The sequence below is a fragment of the Sphingobium sp. genome (assembly GCA_023266575.1).
GTDB lineage: Bacteria > Pseudomonadota > Alphaproteobacteria > Sphingomonadales > Sphingomonadaceae > Sphingobium.
Genome location: JAHFPV010000006.1, coordinates 74,401 through 97,042 on the forward strand (window position 1 = coordinate 74,401; position 22,642 = coordinate 97,042).

The 22,642-nt window shown below is 62.5% G+C and carries 19 protein-coding genes; 8 read left to right on the forward strand and 11 right to left on the reverse strand.

What is annotated here, in order from left to right; translation table 11 throughout:
* Positions 1 to 34: 34 nt before the first annotated feature.
* The 6 genes from Q0D44_RS08170 to Q0D44_RS08195 form a co-directional block, all read right to left on the reverse strand.
* Positions 35 to 1,291 (reverse strand): MFS transporter, encoded by a 1,257-nt coding sequence (locus Q0D44_RS08170; protein WP_294135174.1) that lies wholly within the window; start codon positions 1,289 to 1,291, stop codon positions 35 to 37.
* A gap of 24 nt (positions 1,292 to 1,315) precedes the next feature.
* Positions 1,316 to 2,956 (reverse strand): sulfatase, encoded by a 1,641-nt coding sequence (locus Q0D44_RS08175; protein ID WP_294135177.1) that lies wholly within the window; start codon positions 2,954 to 2,956, stop codon positions 1,316 to 1,318.
* Positions 2,953 to 3,885, reverse strand: a complete 933-nt coding sequence (locus Q0D44_RS08180) for a formylglycine-generating enzyme family protein (RefSeq protein ID WP_294135375.1) — start codon at positions 3,883 to 3,885, stop codon at positions 2,953 to 2,955. The genes Q0D44_RS08175 and Q0D44_RS08180 overlap by 4 nt, the downstream gene beginning before the upstream one ends.
* 4 nt (positions 3,886 to 3,889) lie before the next feature.
* The gene (locus tag Q0D44_RS08185) at positions 3,890 to 5,824 is read right to left on the reverse strand and encodes a glycoside hydrolase family 3 N-terminal domain-containing protein (protein WP_294135179.1); all 1,935 of its coding nucleotides are present in this window, start codon (positions 5,822 to 5,824) and stop codon (positions 3,890 to 3,892) included.
* Entirely contained in the window at positions 5,818 to 7,452 is a 1,635-nt protein-coding gene (locus Q0D44_RS08190) for a glycoside hydrolase family 3 N-terminal domain-containing protein (RefSeq protein WP_294135377.1), read from the reverse strand. Before Q0D44_RS08190 ends, Q0D44_RS08185 begins: the two co-directional genes overlap by 7 nt.
* A gap of 136 nt (positions 7,453 to 7,588) precedes the next feature.
* Positions 7,589 to 9,964 carry a TonB-dependent receptor gene (locus tag Q0D44_RS08195; protein ID WP_294135184.1) on the reverse strand — a complete coding sequence of 792 codons (2,376 nt, stop codon included), beginning with the start codon at positions 9,962 to 9,964 and terminating at the stop codon, positions 7,589 to 7,591.
* 255 nt (positions 9,965 to 10,219) lie between these two features.
* On the opposite strand from Q0D44_RS08195, the gene Q0D44_RS08200 reads away from it, so the two are divergent.
* Positions 10,220 to 11,284 carry a LacI family DNA-binding transcriptional regulator gene (locus Q0D44_RS08200; protein ID WP_294135186.1) on the forward strand — a complete coding sequence of 355 codons (1,065 nt, stop codon included), beginning with the start codon at positions 10,220 to 10,222 and terminating at the stop codon, positions 11,282 to 11,284.
* On the opposite strand, the gene Q0D44_RS08205 is transcribed toward Q0D44_RS08200, so the two are convergent.
* Positions 11,272 to 13,350 (reverse strand): TonB-dependent siderophore receptor, encoded by a 2,079-nt coding sequence (locus tag Q0D44_RS08205; protein ID WP_294135191.1) that lies wholly within the window; start codon positions 13,348 to 13,350, stop codon positions 11,272 to 11,274. The genes Q0D44_RS08200 and Q0D44_RS08205 overlap by 13 nt on opposite strands.
* 181 nt (positions 13,351 to 13,531) lie before the next feature.
* Between Q0D44_RS08205 and Q0D44_RS08210 the strand changes: the two genes are divergently transcribed.
* Positions 13,532 to 13,828 (forward strand): hypothetical protein, encoded by a 297-nt coding sequence (locus Q0D44_RS08210; protein ID WP_294135194.1) that lies wholly within the window; start codon positions 13,532 to 13,534, stop codon positions 13,826 to 13,828.
* Between the two features lie 102 nt (positions 13,829 to 13,930).
* On the opposite strand, the gene Q0D44_RS08215 is transcribed toward Q0D44_RS08210, so the two are convergent.
* The 4 genes from Q0D44_RS08215 to Q0D44_RS08230 form a co-directional block, all read right to left on the reverse strand.
* Positions 13,931 to 15,079, reverse strand: a complete 1,149-nt coding sequence (locus tag Q0D44_RS08215) for a PHB depolymerase family esterase (protein WP_294135197.1) — start codon at positions 15,077 to 15,079, stop codon at positions 13,931 to 13,933.
* A gap of 236 nt (positions 15,080 to 15,315) precedes the next feature.
* Complete coding sequence (locus tag Q0D44_RS08220) at positions 15,316 to 15,768, reverse strand: PA2169 family four-helix-bundle protein (RefSeq protein WP_294135202.1); 453 nt, start codon at positions 15,766 to 15,768, stop codon at positions 15,316 to 15,318.
* Positions 15,769 to 15,880: 112 nt separating this feature from the next.
* Positions 15,881 to 16,708, reverse strand: coding sequence for a transglutaminase family protein (locus tag Q0D44_RS08225; RefSeq protein WP_294135206.1), 828 nt, complete (start codon positions 16,706 to 16,708; stop codon positions 15,881 to 15,883).
* Between the two features lie 76 nt (positions 16,709 to 16,784).
* Complete coding sequence (locus Q0D44_RS08230) at positions 16,785 to 16,907, reverse strand: hypothetical protein (RefSeq protein ID WP_294135209.1); 123 nt, start codon at positions 16,905 to 16,907, stop codon at positions 16,785 to 16,787.
* Between the two features lie 14 nt (positions 16,908 to 16,921).
* On the opposite strand from Q0D44_RS08230, the gene Q0D44_RS08235 reads away from it, so the two are divergent.
* The 6 genes from Q0D44_RS08235 to Q0D44_RS08260 all read left to right on the forward strand — a co-directional run bounded on the left by Q0D44_RS08235 (position 16,922) and on the right by Q0D44_RS08260 (position 22,640).
* Complete coding sequence (locus tag Q0D44_RS08235) at positions 16,922 to 17,701, forward strand: N-formylglutamate amidohydrolase (protein ID WP_294135212.1); 780 nt, start codon at positions 16,922 to 16,924, stop codon at positions 17,699 to 17,701.
* 70 nt (positions 17,702 to 17,771) lie between these two features.
* Entirely contained in the window at positions 17,772 to 19,271 is a 1,500-nt protein-coding gene (locus Q0D44_RS08240; protein WP_294135217.1) for an altronate dehydratase family protein, read from the forward strand.
* A 53-nt stretch (positions 19,272 to 19,324) separates the two neighbouring features.
* A complete protein-coding gene (rsgA, locus tag Q0D44_RS08245; RefSeq protein WP_294135220.1) occupies positions 19,325 to 20,359 on the forward strand; it encodes a ribosome small subunit-dependent GTPase A in 1,035 nt (344 codons plus the stop codon).
* 111 nt (positions 20,360 to 20,470) lie between these two features.
* A complete protein-coding gene (locus tag Q0D44_RS08250; protein WP_294135223.1) occupies positions 20,471 to 20,776 on the forward strand; it encodes a hypothetical protein in 306 nt (101 codons plus the stop codon).
* Positions 20,773 to 22,356: a PepSY-associated TM helix domain-containing protein gene (locus tag Q0D44_RS08255; protein ID WP_294135226.1), complete on the forward strand. Its 1,584-nt coding sequence runs from the start codon at positions 20,773 to 20,775 to the stop codon at positions 22,354 to 22,356. Before Q0D44_RS08250 ends, Q0D44_RS08255 begins: the two co-directional genes overlap by 4 nt.
* Positions 22,353 to 22,640, forward strand: coding sequence for a hypothetical protein (locus Q0D44_RS08260; protein ID WP_294135228.1), 288 nt, complete (start codon positions 22,353 to 22,355; stop codon positions 22,638 to 22,640). The genes Q0D44_RS08255 and Q0D44_RS08260 overlap by 4 nt, the downstream gene beginning before the upstream one ends.
* The last annotated feature ends 2 nt before the right edge of the window (positions 22,641 to 22,642 follow it).

Sequence of the window (22,642 nt, forward strand, 5' to 3'; positions counted from 1 at the left end):
CGCTCGAAACGAACGGAGGTTGGGGTTTGCCAGTTCACCGTGACCGGCGTACCGGACAGATGGTGATGGCCCCCAGCAGGGCAAAGCCGCAGCCGACGACATAGAGGATGGCGTAATCGTCGCCCTGCGCGCTGCCGATCGCCAGGATGATCGGCGCGATGGCGGGGGCGAGCGACTGGGGCAGGCTGTTGGCGATCTGGAACACGCCCATATCCTTGGCGCTGTCCTCCGGGCGGGGCAGGATGGCGGCGAGCAGGGCGAGATCGACCGCAAAATATAGCCCCTTGCCGATACCCGCCATCGCTACGCCGACCAGAAATTGCGGGACGGACGGGGCCAGCGCGATGGTCAGGAAACCGGCGGCCTCCAGCGTCGCAGCCAGGAACACCAGCGGCTTGCGACGCCCGGTCCAGTCGGTGATGAAACCGCCCACCAGCGAGATGGCGATGGTCGCGGTCGCGATGATCGCCATGGATTTCACCATCACCTGCGTCGCTTCGCCACGCGGCAACGATAGCTGATCGGTCAGGAAAAAGAGCTGATAAGTCAGCAGGAACGACCAGGCCATCATGATCAGGAAACGGCTGCCGAACGCCCAACTGAAGTCCCAGTCACGGAACGGCGCACCAATCGCGCGCAGCATGGCGAAGGGGCCAAGCCGGCGAAGATCGCCACCCTGCGCCGGGCGATCGGGCAGGATCAGGCACAGCGCGCCGATACCCGCCACCGTGATGGCGAAGGGCGCGAGGAACATCAGCAGCGACGACCCCTGCGTATATTGGGTGATCCAGCTGCCAGCGAACGTCCCCATAGTCGATGTCATGCCCAGCATCCCGGCAACCCGGCCCTGCCAGCGCACGGGAATGACATCGGGCAGGATCGGCAGACAGCCCGCCTGCATCGCGTTGAACCCGGCCTGGCAAATGACCCAGCCCAGCCCCAGCAACAGCAGGTTGGGCGCCAGGCCAAGGATCAGCAGGCCCGAACCCGCAACCACCAGACCGCCGACCAGCCATGGCCGCCGCCGCCCGAAGCGGCTGCGCGTCCGGTCCGACAGCGCGCCGCAAATCGGCGTCGCGACCAGCGCGACGAAGCCGCCAATCGCCAATATGATGCCCAGCCAGCGCCCCTTTTCCGCCTCGCTCGCAATGTCGCCGACCCGCAGCGCCAGCGTCAGCACCACCGGCGTCAGCAGCGCCACCCATATGCCGAACTGCGCCAGCACATAGACGGCAACGAAGCCAAGCGACACCGGCGGACGGATAGCTTGCGGCGATGGCGAAGGGGTCATCGAAGCGACCTTTCAAACGGGCGATCAGGGGTGATAGCTTTTGCCTTCCGCATCGGCCTTCGCCTTGGCCGGGCTGTCGGCGAACAGGTCGTTCATCTTGGTCGGCAGGTTGGGCCTTACATACCAGTCGGCCGGGAAGTCGGCGGCGTGCGGCCCGTCGATATTGCGGTTCACCAGACCCGAACTGGTCTTGCGCGTATAGGGAACAACATGTTGGCCCTTATTATTGCCAAGCTGCTCGAACAGCGCCTTGCGCAGGGTGATCTTGCTATCCAGCCATTTGGGATCGTCGATCAGATTGTGCATCTCGTCGGGATCGCTCTTGAGGTCGTATAATTCCTCCAGATCCCAGACGCCATGATATTGGATATATTTCACCCGGTCGCGCTCGATCGCGAAGGTGGTCGGGGTCTGCGGGAAGCTCCATTCCCAATAATATTCATAGACGAAATCGCCCGGATTCCAGGTCTTTTCATCAATCTTGCCCTCCGCCACGGGCAGGAAGCTCTTGCCCTCCATCTGCGCTGGCTTGGCGACATGGGCGATGTCCAGAAAAGTGGGCGCCAAGTCGAGATTGCGCACCACCGCCGGGTTGGTCACCCCCTTGGGCACCATGCCGGGTGCCCAAACGATCATCGGCACGCGCACCGACGGTTCATAGGCATTGCGCTTGTCGATCAGCCCATGTTCGCCGATCAGGAAACCATTGTCGGAATAAAAGACAACCATCGTGTTCCGGTCGAGCTTGTTCTTCTTCAGATAGGCCATGATCCGGCCCAGGCTCTCATCGACGGGGGAGAGGGTGCGATAATAGTCCCGCACCTGTTCCGTCATCGGGTTATTGGTATGATAGGGGAAGTCCGCGCCATGCCAGCTGTTGCGCTGGTTGCGCACCCATAGCGGCTTGCCCGCGTTATTTTCGGGCGTGTTTGCCATGCTGGCGGGCAGCTTGATGTCCAGCTTGCTATATTGCGTCTTGTATCGGTCGGGCGGCAGCGGGTCGCTATGGACGGCCTTGTGGCTGAGATACAGAAAGAAAGGCTTGGACGGATCGCGGCCCTTTTCCAGCCAGTTCATCGCATAATCGGTCAGCTCGTCGGTGATGTAACCGGTGCGTTTGACGGGCGTGCCATCGACATTGAGCATCTGCCGATCACCCGCCGCGATCCGCGCCGGCGAAAGCTGTTCGGTCGGGAAATAGGTGCCTTGCCCCTTGAAGCTGACCCATTTGTCGAAGCCGTCGCGCGGGGCATCGGTATCAAAACCCATATGCCATTTGCCGAAGAAACCGGTCTGGTAACCCGCCGCTTGAAGATATTTTGGGAAGAAGGTCAGCCCTTCCTCCGAACTATTATTATTGTCCACGACGCCATGGTTGCGCGCAGTTTGGCCAGTCAGGATGGTGGCGCGGCTGGGCGAGCAGAGCGACGAGGTGACGACGGCATTGGGGAAATAGACGCCATTTTTTGCCAGCGCGTCGATATTGGGGGTCTGAAGGCCCGGCGTCAGGAATCCCATCGCGTCATAGCGCAGATCATCCACCAGCACGAAGATCATGTTGGTCGGCTTTGTCGGCGCGTTCACCGGTTTGGCCAGCACGCCCGGACCCAGCAGAGTGCAGGCGGCGATCATGGCGGCGTTCAGCGCGCGGCGGGCAGTGTTCATGGGCGCGGTCCCTTTTTGTCCCGGATGATGCAGCGAAAACCGATATGGCTGGTCGAACTATCCACCGCTTGCGGATGGCGCGCGGCGGGGCGATAGCGCTGGCAATAATTAGGCGCGCACAGATGCGATCCGCCTTTCAGCACCTTGCGCGGAATGGCGATGTCGGGCGTCGCCGGGTCCATACTTTCGCGCTTCGTGCCGCCGCGCGGATTGGCGGGGACACAGCAGCTTCCTTTGGCCTTGCGCTCGATCCGGGGCCGGGCGAACCAGTCGCTCGTCCATTCCCAGACATTGCCGATCATGTCGAACAGGCCATAGCCATTGGCGGGATAGGTGCGGACGGGCGAAGTTAATTCATAACCATCTGATAATATATTGGCGAAGGGGAAGGCGCCTTGCCAGTAATTGGCCTGGCAAACACCGCCGGGTGCCAGCTCGTCACCCCAGGCATAGTCCGCACCATCCAGCCCGCCCCGCGCGGCATATTCCCATTCCGCTTCGGTCGGCAGCGCCTTGCTCGCCCATGCGGCATAGGCCTCCGCATCGGCATAGGCGATATGGACGACGGGATGATCCGCCAATATGTCCAGGTCAGTGTCGGGTCCATGGGGGTGCCGCCAATTTGTACCGATGCTAAAGCGCCACCACTGGCTGGCATCGTCAAGCGGCACCGGGCCGCTGGTGCGCTGGAACAGCAGCGATCCCGCCTGCGCCATCGCCGGGTCCATGCCGGGATAGTCCTTTGGATCGGGCGCGATTTCGGCCAGCGTGATGTGGCCAGTGGCTTCAACGAAGCGGACAAAATCCCGGTTCGTGACAGGGGTTTCGTCAATCCAGAACCCATCCACCTGCACCCGGCGCACTGGCGCTTCTTCGGGATAGAATCGATCCGATCCCATCAAGAAAGCGCCGCCGGGCAGGTGGATCATACCATCAGTCACGGCTGGCGGCAGCCTTCAGCAATATGCCCGCACCGCGCGGATAGGCGGGCGGCGGGCCGTCGTCGGGCAGGTCGGGGTTTTGCGCCTCGACATCGGCCATGGAGCGGGGCAGCGAGAAAGGCAGGCGTCCCTTCGCCACGGCGCGACCTGTCACAACGTCCAGCACCGCCGCGTTGCTCGCGCCGAAGGTGACGATCAGGGCGCCGGCCATCGGCTCGATCGCGGTCAGGATGGCGGGACGGTCCATCTCTACAGCGACGATCGTGGGGACATGGGCAGAGGCGCGGGCGATCGCCTGCACATCCTTGTCAGCCGCGCGGAAATCGAGCCGCCCTTCATGCTGGCGCGCGCCAAAGAAATGATGCGGATGCAGCGTCTCGAACGGGGTCGCGGTGCGCACCAGCGCAACGTCCGCCTGCGCCGGATCGTCCACCACTGTGAAACCTGCCGCCCGCGCCGCCGCTGCATCGACGCCATAGAGCCATATCCGCTTGCCCGGCGCGACCGGCAAGGTCGCCTTGTCGTTGCGCAATAGCACCTGACTGGCGCGCTGGACGGCGTCGCCCTCAGCCTGCGCCTCGCGGCTCCCGACAATCCGGGCGGCGGTGGCCTCGTCAACATAGGGATTGTCGAACAAGCCCAGCTCGAACTTCAGGCGCAGCACGCGGCGCGCGGATTCGTCGATCCGCTTTTCGCTGACATGTCCCTTAGCCACGGCATCCAGAATGGGCGCGGGATCGTCCGCACCGCCAAATTGGTCGATGCCCGCCTCTATCCCCTTGGCAAAGCGGGTCGTCTTGTCGGCCGCCTCCATGCCCCAGGGCGTGCCAATCGACGCGGGCGTCTGCGGGTTGGTGGCGTCGGGGGCCATGCAGGCTTGCGGGCAATCGCGGGTGATCGACCAGTCCGATACGATCAGGCCGCGATACTTCTTCTGTCCCCGCAACAGCCCGGTCAGCATCTGCTTGTTGAAGCCCGCCGCGACCGGCTCAATCGGCTGGCCTGCAATTTTCGGCCCATGGACAATGACATAGGTGGGCATCACCCCGGCGCTGCGGGCGGCCAGGCTGTCGTCAAAGGCGCGGATATGCTGGGCAAAGGATGCGTCGCTCAGCGTCGCGTTGCGGCCATAATAGTTATGCCCGTCAAACCCCTCCGGCTGCGCGCCATAGCCGACCCAATGTTTGACCACCGTGGCCACGCCATCGGGCTTCACGCCGCTGCGGCCATGCTGGAACCCTTCGACATAGGCGCCCGCGAGTCGCGATACCTCCGCCGGATCGGACCCGAAGGTGGCGGCAAAGCGCGGCCAGCGCGGTTCGGTTGCAAGGTCGGCCTGCGGCGACAGCGCCATATGGATGCCGACCGCGCGATATTCCTGCCGCGCAATGTCGCCAAACCGTCGGACCGTATCGGCATCCCCCAGCGCCGCGAAGCCCAGCGTGTCGGACCACAGCGAAAAGCCGCCGCCGGTCGTGCTGGCACCCAGGGTCGCCTGAAAATGATGGCGTGGGTCGGTGCTGATCGTGGCGGGGATGCCCAGCCGTCCGACCTCCGCCAGTTTCTGCACAGCATTATTCTGTGCCGCAAGCTCCGACGGCGACACAACGAGGCGGGTGATGAAGCTGCTGATATGGCGATCGTTCAGCAGTTTGGCGGTCGCGTCAGCATCATAGATCGTGCCTGCAAAGCCGATTGAGGAACCCGGCGTCGGTAGGGTGCCGTGCAGCAGCATCCCCGCCTTTTCCGCCAGCGTCATCTGGCCCAGCAGATTTTCGATCCGCGCGTCGATCGGCGCGCGACTGTCTTCGTAACGATCGAGCCGACCATTATGATTGAGGTCGCGCCAGTCCTTGGGCGGCGACGCCGCGCCGCTCAGCGCCAGCAGGAAAAGCGATGTCGCGACGATCCTGCGCACCTTTACCATATCAATTGTTCCCTCCCGCAAAAGGCGTCGACGGGGCTGACCCCGGTGAAGGGCGCATCGCCCGCCAGCCGCTCCACTAATGCCGTCTGGACATTGGGCAGCGAGGCATAGGCGTTGATATAGGTCGCGAAATTGGGCGCGTCATATAGATAATAGGGTTGGCCGAACGAGACCAGCAGGGTCGGGATTTCGCGGTTGAACTGGATCATGCCGTTGCGCGGACTGGCGTGCAGCCTGGCGAAATCGAGGAAGATGTGGCTGAGCGATGGCGTTGCTTCCTGGCCGATCAGATAGAGGATGAGGTCGGCATCGTCCGGCGTCGGCATAGCTTGAGGGTCGAAATCGCGGAGGGTGAAACCCCGGCTTTCCAGCGCTGCGCGCAGCGGCGTAAAGTCGCGGTCCGGCGCGCCGGAAAAGAAGCTGGAGCCTTCATCAGCAATGATGACGATGCGCTTGTGCTGGTCAGGGGTGATGGGCAGCCGCGCGTCGCGATCCTTGACCAGCGTGATGCTGGTCGCACAAGCGCGCACTGCCTGGTCCAGATGTTCAGGTCGGCGCAGCGTATCGCGCACTTGGCTCATCGGGCCGATCCGCTCGTCCAGTGTCATGCGGTGCAGGCCGAGCTTTGCCTTCAATGACAGGAACCGGGTGACGGCTTCGTGCAGCCGCTGTTCCGACAAGCGGCCCTCGCGCAGCCCTTGCAGCATGAAGGACATATCCTGCGCCGGATCGCGGCTGAACAGGAACACATCGCAGCCATTTTCGATCACCGCAGGCACCGCCTCGGCGCGCGCCATCCAGCTGGTCAGGCCGCCCATGACAGTGGCGTCGGATATGATCAGACCCGCAAAGCCCAGTTCCTCGCGCAGTAACTGCTGGTTCAGCAGGCGGGAGACGGAGGCCGGTTCGAACGCCTGCGCGCCCGCCTGCGGCAGTTTTTCGCGAATATAAGCGGGCAACGCGATATGCGCGGACATGATTGTCATAACGCCATCATCGACCAAACTGCCGAAGATGCGGCCAAAGGTTGCCCGCCACTCCGCCATGTCCATGTCATTGACGCTGGTGACGAGATGCTGGTCGCGATCGTCCAGCCCGTCTCCGGGCCAGTGCTTGGCGCAAGCCGCGACGCCCTGCGCCTGCAACGCGCGGACATAGGCGCGCGCCTGGGCCAGGATGCGGTCAGGGTCGGACCCGTAGGACCGCGTGCCGACCACGGCGTTGCGGAAAGCGCGGTTGATGTCCACCACCGGCGTGAAGGACCAGTTATAGCCCAGCGCCCGGCTTTCGCGCCCGACGATCGCGGCCAGATCGGCGCAGAGGGTGAGGTCGTCGCAAGCGGCGATGCCCATCTGGTTGGGAATGGCGGTGGTAAAGGGATAGCTGATCGTGCCCCCTTCAATATCGCCCGACAGGATCAGGGGGATCTCCGAACGTTCCAGCGCATCGCGTGTCGCGGCCCAGGCAGCGTCGAGATCACGCGTCGGGAAGCGATGGAGGCCACCCGGCGCATGGGCGAGCAGCTCGCGATTTTCCTCTACGCTGTCATGGCGCGCGGACAGGACGAACAGTTGCGCAATCTGTGCCTCGACGCTCATTGCGTCGCGTGTGCGTTCCACCCAGGCCATGTCCTCCGGGGAGAGGGCAAGAGGACCGGCGCTGGGCGAAAGCGAAGAATAGGCGGTAGGAATGACGGAACTCATTTCTGATCAGTGGAGGCGTCGTCGTGGCGGGCGCGGCGGTTTTGGCCGCCGCGCCCTTTGATCAGAATTTGAAGCCCAGCGTCGCGCCGAAATAGCGATCCGCATCCTTGTTGAAGGTGCCGACCAGATCGGTGGTGCCACCCAGGAAGGACGAGTGGCCGATGCTCGTCAGGTAATTTTCGTCGAACAGATTTTTGACGAACAAGGTCAGGCTGTAGCGGCCGTCAATCTGCTTGATGCCGATGCTGGCGTCGACGAGCGTGTAGGCGGGCTGTTCGAGCAGCGGGTCTTGCTCGACCGAGAAATTCATTGCGCTCTGGAAGTTGACGCCGACCTGAGCGAAACCAGCAAAGTCGGTGCCGGGAATGTCCGCCTCGTAACGCGGGGCGACGGTGATCTTCCACTTCGGGCTGACCGGCTGGGCCGCATCGCGCAGGTTTTGCGTAGGGGTGACGCCAGCGGCGGAGCGGTAGCAGATGTTCGTCGGCTTGCCCGACAGTATCGGAGCCGCCGCGTTGAGCTGCTGTGGACAGTTGAGACCATCAATGTCAATCCGCGCATCCGAATAGGTCACTGCGCCGGTCAGGCTGAAATGATCGTCGGGACGGACGGTCGCTTCGATTTCAAAACCCTTGGTGCGCGACTTGCCTGCGTTGGTCGACACGAACTGGACCACGCCCGCGGCGAGATCGGACCGGTTCGCCTGCACCTGAAGGTTGGTATAGTCGGCCAGGAACAGCGCAGTGTTGAAGCTCAAGACACCGTCGGCGGTGCGACCCTTGAACCCGATTTCATAGGCGTTGACATGTTCCGGCTCCAGCACGGTCTGGTTGGCCAGGTCCGTGCCGATCTCCATGTCATAGCCAAGCCCCTTATAACCGCGCGTATAGCTGGCATAGACCTGCGCATTGCGGCTGAACTCATATTGCAGGCCTGCCTTGCCTGTCACGGCCGTATCGCTGGCCGTGATCGATCCGCTGACCGGCGCATTGCCCGGCAGCACCGCGTCACCCGGCACCAGCGGCGAAATGCGGCTGCCGCTATTGGTGCCCTTTTCATATTGCAGGCGCAGCCCGCCAATCGCCTTCAGACCGCCGACGATACGATAATCGACCTGGCCAAAGACGGCGACGCTGTCTTGCTTCAGTCGGACATTGCTGGCCGACGACTGATAGATGGTGTTGGCAGGCGCGCAGGGCTGGCCAAATGTGCCGGCGGTGCAACGTGCGCGGCGGCGATCGAACGGTCGCTTGATGTCGGAATGCATGTAGAACACGCCCGCGACATAGTTGAGATCGCCGCCACCATTATTGGCGATGCGCAATTCCTGGCTGAAAGCGCTCAGGTCCAACTGCCCATGGTTCTGGCTCCAGTCGGCATAAGCGGCAGAAGCGCCGACGAAAAGCGGCACATTGCTGTTGATCCGTTCGATCGGCTGGTTCACGTCCAGATTATAGGATTGATAGGCGGAGATGGACGTGACCGTCGCAGCACCCAGATCCCAGTCCGCCTGCAACGAATAGGTCTGCTGGTCACTGTTGGAATAGGTGACCGTCTCGTCATTGAGCGTGCGGTTGTTGCGGGTAGCGGTGATCGGGCCGACCAGCGCCTGGAGATTGGGGTTGGTGATCGCGATCCAGGTCGATGCGCAGCAATCCGCCTCGGTCTTGCGATATTCGCCAGTGAACAGCAGGTTCAGATTTTCGGTCGCATCCCATTCCAGCTTGCCACGCACCCCCCAGCTTTTGGAGCCATTGTCCCAGCTGTCGGTGGCGATGTTGCGGGCAACGCCGCGCACGTCATTGTAAAAACCGGTGAGGCGGGCGCGCAGCGTGTCGCTGATCGGGCCGGACACGGTGCCACGGGCGCGATATTCGCCATGTTCGGCGATGGTCGCTTCACCGCGCCCTTCAAATTCGCGCGAGGGGCGGGCGGTCGTGACGCTGATGACACCGGCGGTCGCATTCTTGCCGAACAATGTCCCCTGTGGGCCGCGCAGCACTTCGACGCGCTCAATGTCGGCCAGATCGGTAAAGCCCTGGGTCTGGCGCACGGCGACCACGCCATCGACCACGGTCGATACCGAGGATTCAACGCCCTGGCCGAACAGCGCAGTGCCGATCCCGCGGATGCGGAAGCTGCTGTTGGTGGGGGTCGCGCCCTGCTGGAAGGTTAGCGAGGGGACAGCCTGAACCAGTGAACTGCTGTCATTGATTTGGCGATTGGCCAGCGTGTCGGCGCTGACCGCAGTCACGGCCAGCGGCACGTCCTGCAGGCGTTCGGCGCGCTTCTGCGCGGTGACGACGATGTCGGTGCCATCCAGCGGCTCCTGGGGCGCTGTATCCTGCGCCATCGCGGCGGCAGGCATCATCGCGATGCTCAGACTGAAAAGCGACACCGCGGCGCGGCACATGGTCATGGCTTTGGAAAAACGCATATATCCTCCCCTGTCCGGCGCCTGTATCGACGCGCGGTCTTGCAACTATGAGTCCGACCAACGGATATCCGCTCGGCTGTAGCGCTAAATCTTCCTCTGTAGAGCCAGAGTCAATATGATTATTTTAGCGCTACACTTTTTTGCGAATTGCGGATTTCCTGCAACAGCGCGCGTGTCATCCATTTGCAACCGTCAGGAATATAGCGTTAAACAGCATATAAGGCATGTCCGCGTCCGTTCAGGGAGTTTCCAGCCATGGCCCGTTTGGGGCGTCGTACCAGCCAGGCTATCACCATCCAGACCGTTGCGGAACGCGCCGGCGTGTCGGCCATGACCGTATCCAACGTCCTCAACAACAGCCCGCGCGTGCGTCAGGCGACGCGGGACACGGTGATGGCGGCGGTGCGGGAACTCAACTATGTTCCCAACATGGCGGCGCGGGCGCTGGCCAGCGCCAGCGCGACGCGGATCGGCTTGCTCTATCGCAACATCGAAAATGCGTTCCTCAGTTCCATATTGGTCGGAGCGCTGGATGCGACCAGCCGGCTTGGTGCGCAATTGCTGCTACGGCCGCTGGAAAGTGGCGATCCCAAAGAAATTGCCCAACAGATGCAGGGGCTGGTTGAAAGCGGCGCCCACGCGATTTTGATCGTCCCGCCCTATTGCGAGGTCGCCAATCGCCATGGCCTGACGCGCGACTTCCCCGTGCCGGTCGTGGCGATGTCACCGGGCGACATATTGCCGGGCGACCATATGGTGCGGATCGACGATTTCGGCGCTGCGCGGGACATGACCGCCTATCTCATCGGCCTGGGGCATCGTGATATCGGATTCATTCGCGGCGGCGCCGGCCACATGATCCACCGGACCCGGTGCGAAGGCTATCAGGCGGCGCTGCGCGACGCAGGGCTGCCGATCCGGCCGGACCTGATCGTGACCGGCGACATGAGCTTTGAATCGGGTCTAGCGGTCGGCGCGCAGCTGCTGGACCTGCCGGATCGACCTACCGCCATCTTCGCCAGCAATGATGACATGGCTGCTGCGATCATCTCGCTCGCCCACAGGCGCGGGCTGGATGTGCCGCGTGACCTGTCGGTGGCAGGTTTCGATGACACGCCGATTGCGGTCAAAATCTGGCCATCGCTGACCACGGTCAAACATCCGGGCAAGGACATATCGGCGCAAGCGGCCATGCTCGCCGTCTCGCTCGCCAGAGGAGACCAGGAAGGCATAGCCGCGCCGACGGAGCAATATCTCGAACACCGTCTGGTCGTTCGCGAATCCACCGCAATGCCAGGGCAAGCCGATCAGAAACGATAGCCGACCGTCCCCATGATATTGCGGGGCGCTCCCATGAAACAGTCGCCACGGGCAAGGCAGGACGCATAATAGCGGTTGTTCAGCAGATTGGTGGCGTTGAGTGCGAAGCGCCAGCTTTGCCAGTTGATCTCCGCCAGACCATCGACCGTGGTGCGCGCCGGGGTGACGATCGACCAGAGCGCATTGGTGGAGATGCTCTTGCCGCTATAAACCACGCCCGCACCCAGGCGCAGTTGCGCGCCGTCGGCGACGCCAAAGCTCTTGGTCGACCAGAGCGAGGCGGTATGGCGCGGCATATAGTCGAGGCTGCTGTTCACTTCCGAACGCAGCTTGCTGTAGCCATAATTGGCGAGCAGTTCGAACTGGCCGGGCAGGGTGTGACTGGCCTCAATCTCAAAGCCCTTGGTGGTCAGCTCGCCAGACTGGGTCGTGGCACCATTGGCCAGATAGAGGACGCGGTTGCGCTCCTTGATGTGGAAGGCGGTGACAGTGACCAGACTATTGGGGGCTGGCTGCCACTTCACGCCCGCCTCGAACTGGGTGCCGGTCTGCGGCTTGTACGGATCGCCGATGACACCGCCCGGACCGGTAAGGGAGCCGGCGATCGGCAGGAAGCTTTCAGTATAGCTGAAGAAGGGTGAGAGGCCCGCGCCAATCTCGCCGATGATACCGGCGCGGAAGGTGGTGGCATTGTCCTTCTGACCGGACGAGCCTGTCACCCGGTCCCGCCGCGCGCCCAGCACGACGGAGACACGATCGAAAAAGCGGATCTGGTCCTGCAGATAGACGCCCAGCTGCTTTTGCGATTCATAGGTGAAGGGGCCAGTCGGATCATAGGTTTGGAGCGCGTCCTGATCGATATCGTAAAGGTCGATCGTCTCGACCCCGAAGGCACCGCGCTTGCCGACCTTGTTCCAGCTATAATCAAGACCGACCAGCAGCTTATGTTCGATATTGGCGCTAGTGTTGAAGCTGAACTGGATATTATTGTCGGTCGAAAAGACATTCATCCGCGCGTCGCTGGCTTCTGCGTAGAGACCGATGGTGCGGCCGTCGGCCGCGAAGGGATTGGTGGGGTTGGAGTAGCTGTTGGCGTAGTGGGTCTTATATTCCAGGTCACTGTCGATATAGCGTGCCTTGACACTGAGCCGAACATAGTCGGAGAAATTATGGGTGATGGCGCCGCCGCCCTGAAGCGACCGGCCATTATAGCGGTCCCAGCCCGGCTTGCCGACGAACGCATATTGATCGAGCTTGCCCGCCGGATAGGCATTGTTCGGCAGGAAGGTGCCGACGATCGGCAGGAATTGGGATGTCGATCCGGTGTCATCCTCCTGATAGAGGCCGGTCAGCACGATGTCGGTATCGGGCGTCGGCTGCCACCGGATCGACGGCGCGAACATCACGCGATCGTCGGGGACATGATCGACATAGGTGTCGGCATCGCGGACGCGGCCGACGGCGCGGATGGCGAAATTGTCGGCCAGGGCAAGGTTGACGTCGGCCAGCGCTTCCTTGCGGTCGAAGCTGCCATAGACCAGGCTGGCTTCGCCCCGCGTCTCAAACCCCGGCGTCTTGGACACCAGATTGACCAGCCCGCCGATCGATCCCTGGCCGAACAGCACCGACGCCGGGCCGCGCACGATTTCGACGCGGTCGAAATTATAGGGGTCGGATGTGATGCTGGCATAATAAGAGAATATGTCGCGCATCCCGTCGCGGAATTGCAGCGCATCAAGGCCGCGCACATTGAAGCCATCGACACGGGTGTCGCGGCCATAGGGATTGGCCAGCACGCCTGCGGCATATTTCACCGTGTCGCTGATGCTGATCGCGCCCTGCGACAGATATTGGTCGGACGTAATGACCTTGATCGGCTGGGGCAGCTGGATCAGCGGCGTTTCGGTTTTCGTCCCGGCATTGGCGGCGGTGACGATGATCTGGCTTTCACTATCATCAAAAGGGGGTTGGGCAGCGTCGGGAGCCTGTTCTGCCGCATGAGCGGCTGTGCCGCAAAGGGCGATAAGCGCGGCGCCGCAAAGCGCGAAGGAGCGGGTGGCGGACATGGATTGAGTTTCCCTGTTGCAATTGATTCTCAGCAGAGAAAGCGATTAACGCTATTAGTATTCATTCGCAATATATAATTGGGAGGCCGCGACTTTCTCGCGGGACACGATCTCGATGTGATGTATGTGGACCCAACCACGCACCTGGCCGTTATACCCGCTCCACATTGGGAGAGAGACTATGACGCGTACATCCACCCTGGCAGCGATCGTCGGTTTGAGTTTGGCGCTGGCCGCATGTGGCGGCAAGGGCGACGACAAGCTGGGCGAACAGGCCCAGGAAGCGGCTGAAAACAAGGCCGACAAGATGGACGCCATGGCCGATAATATGAGCGGCACCGCTGAGGATCTGATGCAGGCCAAGGCGGACGCAACGCGCGAAGCGGGCGATGCCCGCGAAGAGGCGATCGATGAATCCGACATCAATGCTGCCGCGCTGACGCCTGCCGAGCGGGCGAAAGTCATCAACGGCAATTGATGTCCGGCACAATGCCGACCGACATGCCGCGTTGCGTGTCGGTCGGTATTACGCCCATGTTCAGTCGTGCGGCGATGGCTGCGTTCGCCTGGTCGGCGCAGCTTATCGCATCAGCCCGGCGGTGCGCAGGGCGTCCTCGATAATCTTCTGGACGCTGCTTTTGGCAGCCGCGGTCGGCGGAGGCTGAATAGCCGACAGCGGTTCAAGTTTCGCCCTTTTCAACATCGGCAGATTGGGCGTTTCAGCTTTCATCGTGCCAGCGGTTTGGGATTGCGGTTTAGCTTTGCGGCCACCCAGAAGATCCCAGGATGCGGCGATCCTGCGGGTCGATGAAATGCCCGCCTCCAGCATATGGGGCATTGGCATTCCGCACGCATCATCCCCGGTGGTGGCGAGCGGCGTGCCATGGCCCATATTTGCAATGCGGTAATCCTCTACCAAGGCGCGGCCTTTGGCGTCCTTCCAGATGCGGTGGCGGTGATCGGCGACATTTTGCGTCGCGCTCGGCATGTCATCCAGCCCATGAACCGACAACCATTGGGCGAGGATCGCATCGGCATTGCTGCTGTTGACGGTGGGGTCAGCCGCGCCGTGCCAGACAGACACACGCGGCCAGGGACCGGCATGGTCAGTCGCGCCCCGCACGCGATCGCCAAGCTGAGCGCCACTGGATGGACCCGGCGTGCGCATCGCCTCCAGCGCTTGCGGAACATTGGACGCAGCACCAAAGGGCAACCCGGCAATGATCGCGCCGCCAGCAAACAGCTCAGGATAGCTGGCCAGCAATATCGATGTCATGGCACCCCCGGCGGACAGGCCGGTCACGAAAATGCGCGACCGGTCTATGCTATGGGTGTCGATCATGGTCTCGATCATCTGGCGGATCGAGAGGGCTTCGCCACGATCACGTCCATTGTCAGCGGGCAAGAACCAGTTGAAACAGAGGTTGGGATTATTGGCCCGCTGCTGTTCGGGGAACAGGAGGATGAAGCCATGCTCGTCCGCCAGCTGCGACCAGCCTGCACCACGATCATAGCCGTCCGCGGTCTGGGTGCAGCCATGCAGGACAACGACCAAAGCTGGCTTGCTGGCGACCTGCGCAGGTATGTGACATTTCGCCTTCAACGCGCCCGGATTGCTGCCGAACGGCCCGAAATCCTGCAACCGGCCCGGTTCGTTCCGGTCCACGGGCGAAGCCGCGGCTGTCCGCATGGCCATCAACTCGGCAATATTGGCAGATAATTTTCTCATGACATGACCTCCGGCCTTGAAGAGCGGCCATATTGGCCATGATAATCGGCGGCGGATTATGCTGCACTGCACAATATGGCTATCCGCGCCGATGCGACAAGGTGAGAGTTCAAAATTTATCGGTAATGCCGCTGAGTAAGGGCGGGGCGTTGCCGCAGCCTGGTGCGGCGCGCGGCTTTGTCGCGATATGGTTGCCCGGAAAGAAAAATGGCGGGGTCACCCCCGCCATTTCTGTATCAATGCTGCATCGAATGTTTGATGTCGCGCATTTCGTCATGCCCGGCCTTCACTGATGCATAGCTGGTTTCAATCACCCCGCGCACAGCCGGGCTTAACTTGTTGTCCTCCAGCGCATCCTCAAACTTGGCCTTGATATGATCTTCGCCAGCCTCGACCTCGTTGATGATCGCCTTGTCATCATGGCCCGTGACAACGGACTTGAGGTTGAGGAACATGCGATGCGCCCCGGCGAGCAGCGTGCCGTCATCTTCCGGGTTGCCGCCCAGTGCAGTCACCTGCTGCTGCAAGCGGGTGGCGATGGCGCGCCTCTCGCTGGCCCGGCTGGTGAACAGGGCGGTAAAGCGGCTATTCTCGCTGTCCTTGGCCGCTTCGGTATAGCCGTCGGCGCTGTCGATGGTCGTGGCGATCAGGCCGTTAAGGGTCGAAATATCGTGGCTGTTATCGGACATAGGAATTTCCTCTTATAGGGGGTGGCAGTCACCGCGGCGGTTGGCGACTGCGTGGTCCATCAACGACGATCCAGCGTGAAAGTCGCATCGATTGCGCCCCGCTTAACCTCCATCAGTATGATTTTTCGTCGATCGACTGCACCTCGTCGGTGTGGACGTCGAACCGGACGAGATTTGTCGGGCCAAATGCCGTCGTCAGCGCGACATCGGTCGCGTCGCGACCGCGCGCCATCAGGACGCGGCCGATGCGGGGCCGGTTATGGCGCGCGTCGCGCGTGTACCAGTTGCCATCGATATAGACGTCGAACCAGGCGCTGAAATCCATCGGCGCATCGACCGGGGGCACGCCAATGTCGCCCAGATAGCCGGTGCAATAGCGCGCCGGGATATTCATGCAGCGGCACAGGGTGACGGCCAGATGCGCAAAATCGCGGCACACGCCGCGCTTTTCCTGAAAAGCGTTCCAGGCGGTCATGTCCGAGCGGGCATGATGATAGCCAAATTCGATATGGTTGTGGGCGAAATCGACTATGGCATCGACCCGCGCCTTGGCTGTCGAGTAGTGGGCGAAATTGCCCCAGGCGAACGCCATCAACCGGTCTGTCTCGCAATAGCGGCTGCCCAGCAGGAAGGGCATCACCGCATCGGGCAATTCCTCGACCGGCGTGTGCGGACCATCCGGGGCGGGCAGGTCCACTTGCCCACTATCCTCGATCACGAAATCGCATGACAGGGTAACGCCGCCCGCCGGAATGGTGAGGCGCGTTGCGACATTCCCGAAGTCATCCTCGAAATGATAGAGCGGCACGTCCGGGCTGGCCATCAGCCGCTGGGGCGTGCGCAGGTCGAGATGGCGGGAGGGATGCAGGCTGAGCATCGCCATCATCGCTGTCTTGTTCTGGGTTTCAAATCTTATTTCATATCCGCAGCGGATCAGCATGGAGGGGACTTTCCTGAAGTGCCGACAGGGCGGCCGTTATTGGCTTTAGGTAGGGCAGGACGACGCAGGCCTGGGATCAGTGCAGACCGGGGTGCTGGCCAAATGTCTCTGGCAAGTGCATCAAGGTGGCATGTTCGCACAGGAAAGCCCAATGTCGATCGCGAGTGCGGATGACAGGAAGGATCGTCAGCATGGTCATGGGGGAGGATCCTGATGGCCAAAGGCGTGGGAAATGAGCTATTGGGTCTGAACGATCCGGCACCGTTCGGGCTGTTCAACGCAGCAGGCGCGTCCCCGTTCCTGCTTATCGGCGATCATGCCGGGGCGGCGATACCGGAGGCGCTGGGTGATCTGGGCCTGAGCGTAGCCGACCGCGGCCGCCACATCGCCATCGACATTGGTGTCCATGGTCTGGGCCATGCGCTGGCCAAGCGGCTTGATGCGCCCTTTCTGCACCAGATTTATTCGCGTCTGGTTATTGATTGCAACCGCGATCCTGCGCGGAATGACGCGATTCCTGCGGTGTCCGACAGCAGCCGGATCAGCGGGAATGAAGCGCTGGACGAAGCTGCGCGCGCTTCACGGGTTGCGGCGATCCACATGCCTTATCATCAGGCAATCAGTGACATGGTCGACGCGCGAAGTGCCGCTGGGCGTGATACGATCCTGCTATCGCTCCACAGTTTTACGCCGGTTATGGGCGGGATTGCCCGGCCGTGGGAGGTGGGTGTCCTGCACTGGCGCGGCCGCACCGATTTTGCCCATGCCATGTTGGCGGCGTTGCGCGACACAGCGGCTCTCACCGTGGGCGACAATGTTCCTTATGCCATGGATGCGACCGACTTTACCGTGCCTTTCCATGCCTTCCCCCGCGACATTGCCTATGCGGAGATAGAGGTACGGCAGGACTTGATCGACAGTGTCGAGGGACAGATGCTCTGGGCCGATCATTTGGCGCACGCCGCGGAAGAGGCTTTGCAACGCATCAGTTGATAGCGAATCCGCATCATGTGTCTGGCCGATATGGCTTGTGCTAGCGCTGGCAACGATCTATTCCAATGCCATGCCAGACCCAGAAATCATGGCGCTGCAAGTCGCGCGGGACGACGATGTAGCCGTTGCGTTGATGCCGCTCGTGCCGGGGCATGTGGTTGCCATCGGCGATCGCCAAGTGACCATTGTCGATGCGATCGCGCCGGGCCACAAATTCGCGGTCCATGACATATCTGTCGGTAGTGCCGTGCGTCGTTATCGCGCGTCGATCGGCACGGCGACGCAGTCGATCGGCGTCGGTGAGCATGTGCATAGTCATAATGTGCAGACAGCCCTGCGTGGTGAACTGACCTATGACTATGTGGCCAAGCCTGTGGAACCGGCCGAAGTGCCGGGCGATGACCGTCCCGGTTTCATGGGCTATGTCCGGCAGGACGGCAGCGTCGGTATCCGCAATGAAATCTGGATATTGCCCTCGGTCGGCTGCGTCGGCCGACTTGGCGAAAGGCTGGCGCGCTGGGGCGAAGGTCTGGTCGGCGACCATGTCGACGGCGTCCATGCGTTCAACCATCCCTTTGGCTGCTCGCAACTGGGCCATGATCTGGAAGGCACGACTGCGATCCTTGCTTCGCTGGCGCAAAACCCCAATGCAGGCGGCGTGCTGATTGTCGGGCTGGGCTGCGAATCCAACCAGCTTGACCTGATATTGGCGCAGATCCCACCAGAAAAACTGGAACGGGTCCGCACTGTGCGGGCGCAGAGCGAGCAGGATGAATTTGCTGCGGGCAAGGCGGCGCTGGAAGCGCTGGCCGATCTGATGGCGCAGGATGTGCGCCAGTCTGTGCCGCTGTCGGCTCTGCGGCTGGGGGTCAAATGCGGTGGCTCCGACGCGATGAGCGGCCTGACCGCCAATCCGCTGATCGGCCGGATGGCGGACGCGGTTACCCAGGCGGGCGGAACGGCGGTCCTGACCGAAATCCCCGAAATGTTCGGCGCGGAGCAATTGCTGCTGGCGCGGGCGGAGAGCCAGGCGGTGTTCGATCGGCTGACGCAAGTGGTCAATCGCTTCAAACGCTATTTTCTGGACCATGGTGAGCCGGTGTCGGAAAATCCCAGCCCCGGCAATATCGCAGGCGGCATCACTACGCTGGAGGAGAAATCGCTCGGTGCGGTGCAAAAGGGCGGTCTGGCGCGCGTCGTGGATGTCATCGATTATGGTCATATCGCGACCCGGCACGGGCTGACGATATTGGAGGCGCCGGGCAATGACGCGGTATCGACGACTGCGCTGGCGGCAGCGGGCGTGACGCTGACATTGTTTTCCACGGGTCGCGGCACGCCGCTGGGCAGTCCGGTGCCGACGATGAAGATCGCGTCCAACACTGCGCTGGCAGCGGCCAAGCCGGGCTGGATCGACTTTGACGCCGGGATGGTCCTGACCGATGGCATGGATGCCGCCGCGGACGCTTTGCTGGATCGCATCGTCGCGGTCGCCAGTGGCGCGCAGGCCTGTAATGAGCGCAATGACGAACGCTCCATCGGCATCTGGAAACGCGGTGTTACCCTTTAGGCGCGCGCAACGCTCCCTATACAAACGGCCATTTGAGCGGCATGGCAGAATGTATGGAATCACCTCATCAGACGTTGGACGAGCTTGGCTGGCGCGCCTTTTTCAGCGCACAAGTCCCGCAGGCTGACGAGAGCGGGGCCAAGCCATATCGTGTGATGGCGGTGCATCGCGGGAAGATCGCGGTGGCAGGGGAGGGCGGGGCGCTCGATATCCAGCCCGGCTTTGGCGATGGCCTGGCAGCGGAGGATCATCCCACCGTTGGCGACTGGGTGCTGGTCGATCCTGTCACGCTCCAGATCACGCAGATTCTTAAGCGCGCCAACCTGTTCAAGCGGCGTGCGCCCGGCGGTGACCAGAAAACTCAGCTGATCGCCGCCAATGTCGACACGCTCTTCATCGTCGCGTCCTGCAACCAGGATTTCAGCATCCCCCGGCTGGAACGCTATTTGATCCTGGCGCGCGAGGTGGGCGTACATCCCGTGATCGTTCTGACCAAGACCGATCTGACCGATACGCCAGAGGCTTTCGCGGCTGCTGCGCGTGACTTGCAGCCGGGATTGCAGGTGGAAACCATCAATGGCAAAGACCCCGCCAGTGCGGCGCGCCTCTCCGACTGGTGTGGCAAGGGGCAAACCGTCGCGCTGGTCGGGTCGTCCGGCGTTGGCAAATCCACGCTGGTCAACACCCTGCGCGGATCGGACAGCATCGCGACCCAGGATATCCGCAAGGCCGACGGCACGGGGCGGCATACCACGACCGTGCGGGAGATGCACAGGCTGGACCATGGCGGCTGGTTGCTCGACACGCCGGGGATGCGCGAATTGCAACTGACCGACGTGGCGTCGGGCCTTGCCGTCGTGTTCGCCGACATAGTCGAGGCAGCGGAGCAGTGCCGCTTTTCGGACTGCGCCCACAAGGGAGAGCCGGGGTGCGCGGTTCTGGCGGCGATCGCGAGTGGCACGCTGACACCCGCGCGTCTGGACCGCTGGCGCGCACTGGTGGCGGAAGAAACCTATAACAGCGCCAGCCCCGCTGAACGCCGCGCATTGGACCGTACCGCAGCGGCGGCGGCAGCCAAGCGGAAATGAGATGCGATCCGCTGCGTTGAGCGACATATTGTCCGTCGCTACTGATGATAATGACTTGCAATATGCAATAACGGCGATATGGAATTGGCGATGTTCCATTGAGGTTTTGCCATGTCGCCCCGATCACGCCGCTGGATACGCATAGCGCTCGCCGGACCGGGGGCGGTGATCGTGGCGCTCGTCATGATGGCGGGCATGGCGCTGTGGCTGCCGGGCGGGGCGGCAGGGATCGATAATCTTGTGCTCCCGCTGATATTGGTGCCGCTGATCTGGGCCGGGCTGTTCTTTCACGCCTGTCTTGACCGGCGGCTCGGCCGGATCGCGATCGTGGCCGGGGTATTGTTAGCGATCCATGGCGGGCTGATCGCGCAGAAATTTGGCGCAACACAACCCGCCGCAACGGAGAGCCATCGATGATCCACCTGCCCAAGGATGAAACCAAAGCGATGGTCGCGGTGCATGGCTGGTCGGGCATCTTGCTCGGCTTGCTGCTCTATGCGGTGGTACTGACTGGCACGGCGGCAGTGTTCGCCGAGGAGATCGGCACTTGGTCGGCGGGCCATATCACGTCGCAATCGGCGTTCGAGCGGCCGATGGCGGACACGATGCGCGCGCTGGGCGACCGCACGCCCAAGCAATATCATGAGGCGGTCGACCTGTTCGAGGTGGGTGACCATGATCTGGGCGCTTTCTTCCACCGGCACGAGATGGACAAGGGCGAACTAATCAGCCGGGGCATCTTCTATGTTGTCGGCAAGGATGGCCGTGTCACGCACAGCCAGCAGGGGACTGACGAGGATGTGTACGGCCCGCGCAACGACAATGCGCTGAGCAGCTTTCTGGTCGATACCCATGTGCGACTGCATGTCCCCAATCCCTGGGGGCTGTTGCTGACCGGGATCGTCGGCCTGTCGATGCTGGTCGCGGCGGTATCCGGCCTGCTGATCCACCGACACCTGCTCAAGGATATCTTCACGCTGCGGCGCAAGGCGAACCCGGTGCTGGTCAATCGCGACCGGCACAGCGTGGCTGGCACATGGAGCCTGCCCTTCGCCTTCATCCTGGCCTTTACGGGCAGCTTCTTCTCCTTCTTCGGCACGATCGGCGTGCCGATCGTCGCAATGGCGGCCTTTGGTGGCGACGTCGTGGCCCTGACCGAAGCGGTCTATGGCACCCCCGGCAAGCCCGATCCGCGCCCTGCCGCTATCGGCAATTTCGACCGTATCACGAGCGATGCGATCGTGCGGGCGGGCGCTGTTCCGACCTTCGTCGCGGTCGAGAATTACGGGCGGGCCGATGCCAAGGTGACGACCTATCATCCGCCCAAAAGCGGCGGCCTTGCCCCCATTTCCCTGCTCTATGACGGGGCAACGGCGCAGTTCAATCAGGTCAAGCCGCTGATCGGCCCCGCGCCATCCGCGGGCGGCACGCTGGCCGCGATCATGTCGCCGCTGCACTTCGGCAATTTCGCCGGGATGCTGTCCAAGGCGATCTGGTTCGGCCTGGGTTTTGCCATGTGCTACGTCACCTATACCGGCATCCGCCTGTGGCTGGTGCGGCGGGAGGAGGGCGCGCGATCGCTCGGCTGGCTCGACCGCGCGCTGGTGATCGTCGGGCTTGGCTTGCCGGTTGCGTTGCTGGCCTCTACCGCTGCCTTCCTTGTCGCCATGCCGATGGGTAGCGCGACCTACTGGACGCCTGCGAGTTTCCTGATCGCCTCTGCCGCTATCATCCTGGCCGGTTTCCTGTGGCCGACCAGCACCGCCTTCGCGCGTGTGCTGCAAGGGGCGATGGCGGCCATCATGCTGATCCTGCTGCCGCTGCGCCTGCTGACCGGTGGCCCCGGCTGGGCGAGCGCAATGGCAGCGGGGCAGCCGGTCATCGTAGCGCTGGATCTGGCTTTCCTGCTGACCGGCGGCATGTTGCTATGGTCGGTTCTTCGGACCAGCCAGAGCCGCCAGGGCGCTGGGCATCGCGTCTTGCAGGCCGCGGAATGATGGCCATGCTGATCGCCTCGATCGCCATTTCCGCGGGACTTCTGGCGCTCCTGTGCCTGGGCGATCCCAAGCGGCGGCGGAGCATCAAATTGCCCGGCGGGGTGCAGGGGACGACGGCGCGCCGACTGCTCACGGCCGCCAGCCTGTTGCCAGGGGCTGTTTTTGTCCTGATGGGCGATGCTGCGGCGTTTCTGCTGTGGCTCGGCGGCTATGCTGTGGTCGGCTGGCTCGTCACCCTCGCCTTTTCGGCATGGACGAAACGCATTGAGGCTAGCCGCCAATAAGG

Coding starts and splice junctions, on each gene's coding strand:
- Q0D44_RS08170 (WP_294135174.1), bottom strand. CDS start 1,291: ATGACCCCTTCGCCATCGCCGCAAGCTATCCGTCCGCCGGTGTCGCTT.
- Q0D44_RS08175 (WP_294135177.1), bottom strand. CDS start 2,956: ATGAACACTGCCCGCCGCGCGCTGAACGCCGCCATGATCGCCGCCTGC.
- Q0D44_RS08180 (WP_294135375.1), bottom strand. CDS start 3,885: ATGATCCACCTGCCCGGCGGCGCTTTCTTGATGGGATCGGATCGATTC.
- Q0D44_RS08185 (WP_294135179.1), bottom strand. CDS start 5,824: ATGGTAAAGGTGCGCAGGATCGTCGCGACATCGCTTTTCCTGCTGGCG.
- Q0D44_RS08190 (WP_294135377.1), bottom strand. CDS start 7,452: ATGGCCTGGGTGGAACGCACACGCGACGCAATGAGCGTCGAGGCACAG.
- Q0D44_RS08195 (WP_294135184.1), bottom strand. CDS start 9,964: ATGCGTTTTTCCAAAGCCATGACCATGTGCCGCGCCGCGGTGTCGCTT.
- Q0D44_RS08200 (WP_294135186.1), top strand. CDS start 10,220: ATGGCCCGTTTGGGGCGTCGTACCAGCCAGGCTATCACCATCCAGACC.
- Q0D44_RS08205 (WP_294135191.1), bottom strand. CDS start 13,350: ATGTCCGCCACCCGCTCCTTCGCGCTTTGCGGCGCCGCGCTTATCGCC.
- Q0D44_RS08210 (WP_294135194.1), top strand. CDS start 13,532: ATGACGCGTACATCCACCCTGGCAGCGATCGTCGGTTTGAGTTTGGCG.
- Q0D44_RS08215 (WP_294135197.1), bottom strand. CDS start 15,079: ATGAGAAAATTATCTGCCAATATTGCCGAGTTGATGGCCATGCGGACA.
- Q0D44_RS08220 (WP_294135202.1), bottom strand. CDS start 15,768: ATGTCCGATAACAGCCACGATATTTCGACCCTTAACGGCCTGATCGCC.
- Q0D44_RS08225 (WP_294135206.1), bottom strand. CDS start 16,708: ATGCTGATCCGCTGCGGATATGAAATAAGATTTGAAACCCAGAACAAG.
- Q0D44_RS08230 (WP_294135209.1), bottom strand. CDS start 16,907: ATGACCATGCTGACGATCCTTCCTGTCATCCGCACTCGCGATCGACAT.
- Q0D44_RS08235 (WP_294135212.1), top strand. CDS start 16,922: ATGGCCAAAGGCGTGGGAAATGAGCTATTGGGTCTGAACGATCCGGCA.
- Q0D44_RS08240 (WP_294135217.1), top strand. CDS start 17,772: ATGCCAGACCCAGAAATCATGGCGCTGCAAGTCGCGCGGGACGACGAT.
- rsgA (WP_294135220.1), top strand. CDS start 19,325: ATGGAATCACCTCATCAGACGTTGGACGAGCTTGGCTGGCGCGCCTTT.
- Q0D44_RS08250 (WP_294135223.1), top strand. CDS start 20,471: ATGTCGCCCCGATCACGCCGCTGGATACGCATAGCGCTCGCCGGACCG.
- Q0D44_RS08255 (WP_294135226.1), top strand. CDS start 20,773: ATGATCCACCTGCCCAAGGATGAAACCAAAGCGATGGTCGCGGTGCAT.
- Q0D44_RS08260 (WP_294135228.1), top strand. CDS start 22,353: ATGATGGCCATGCTGATCGCCTCGATCGCCATTTCCGCGGGACTTCTG.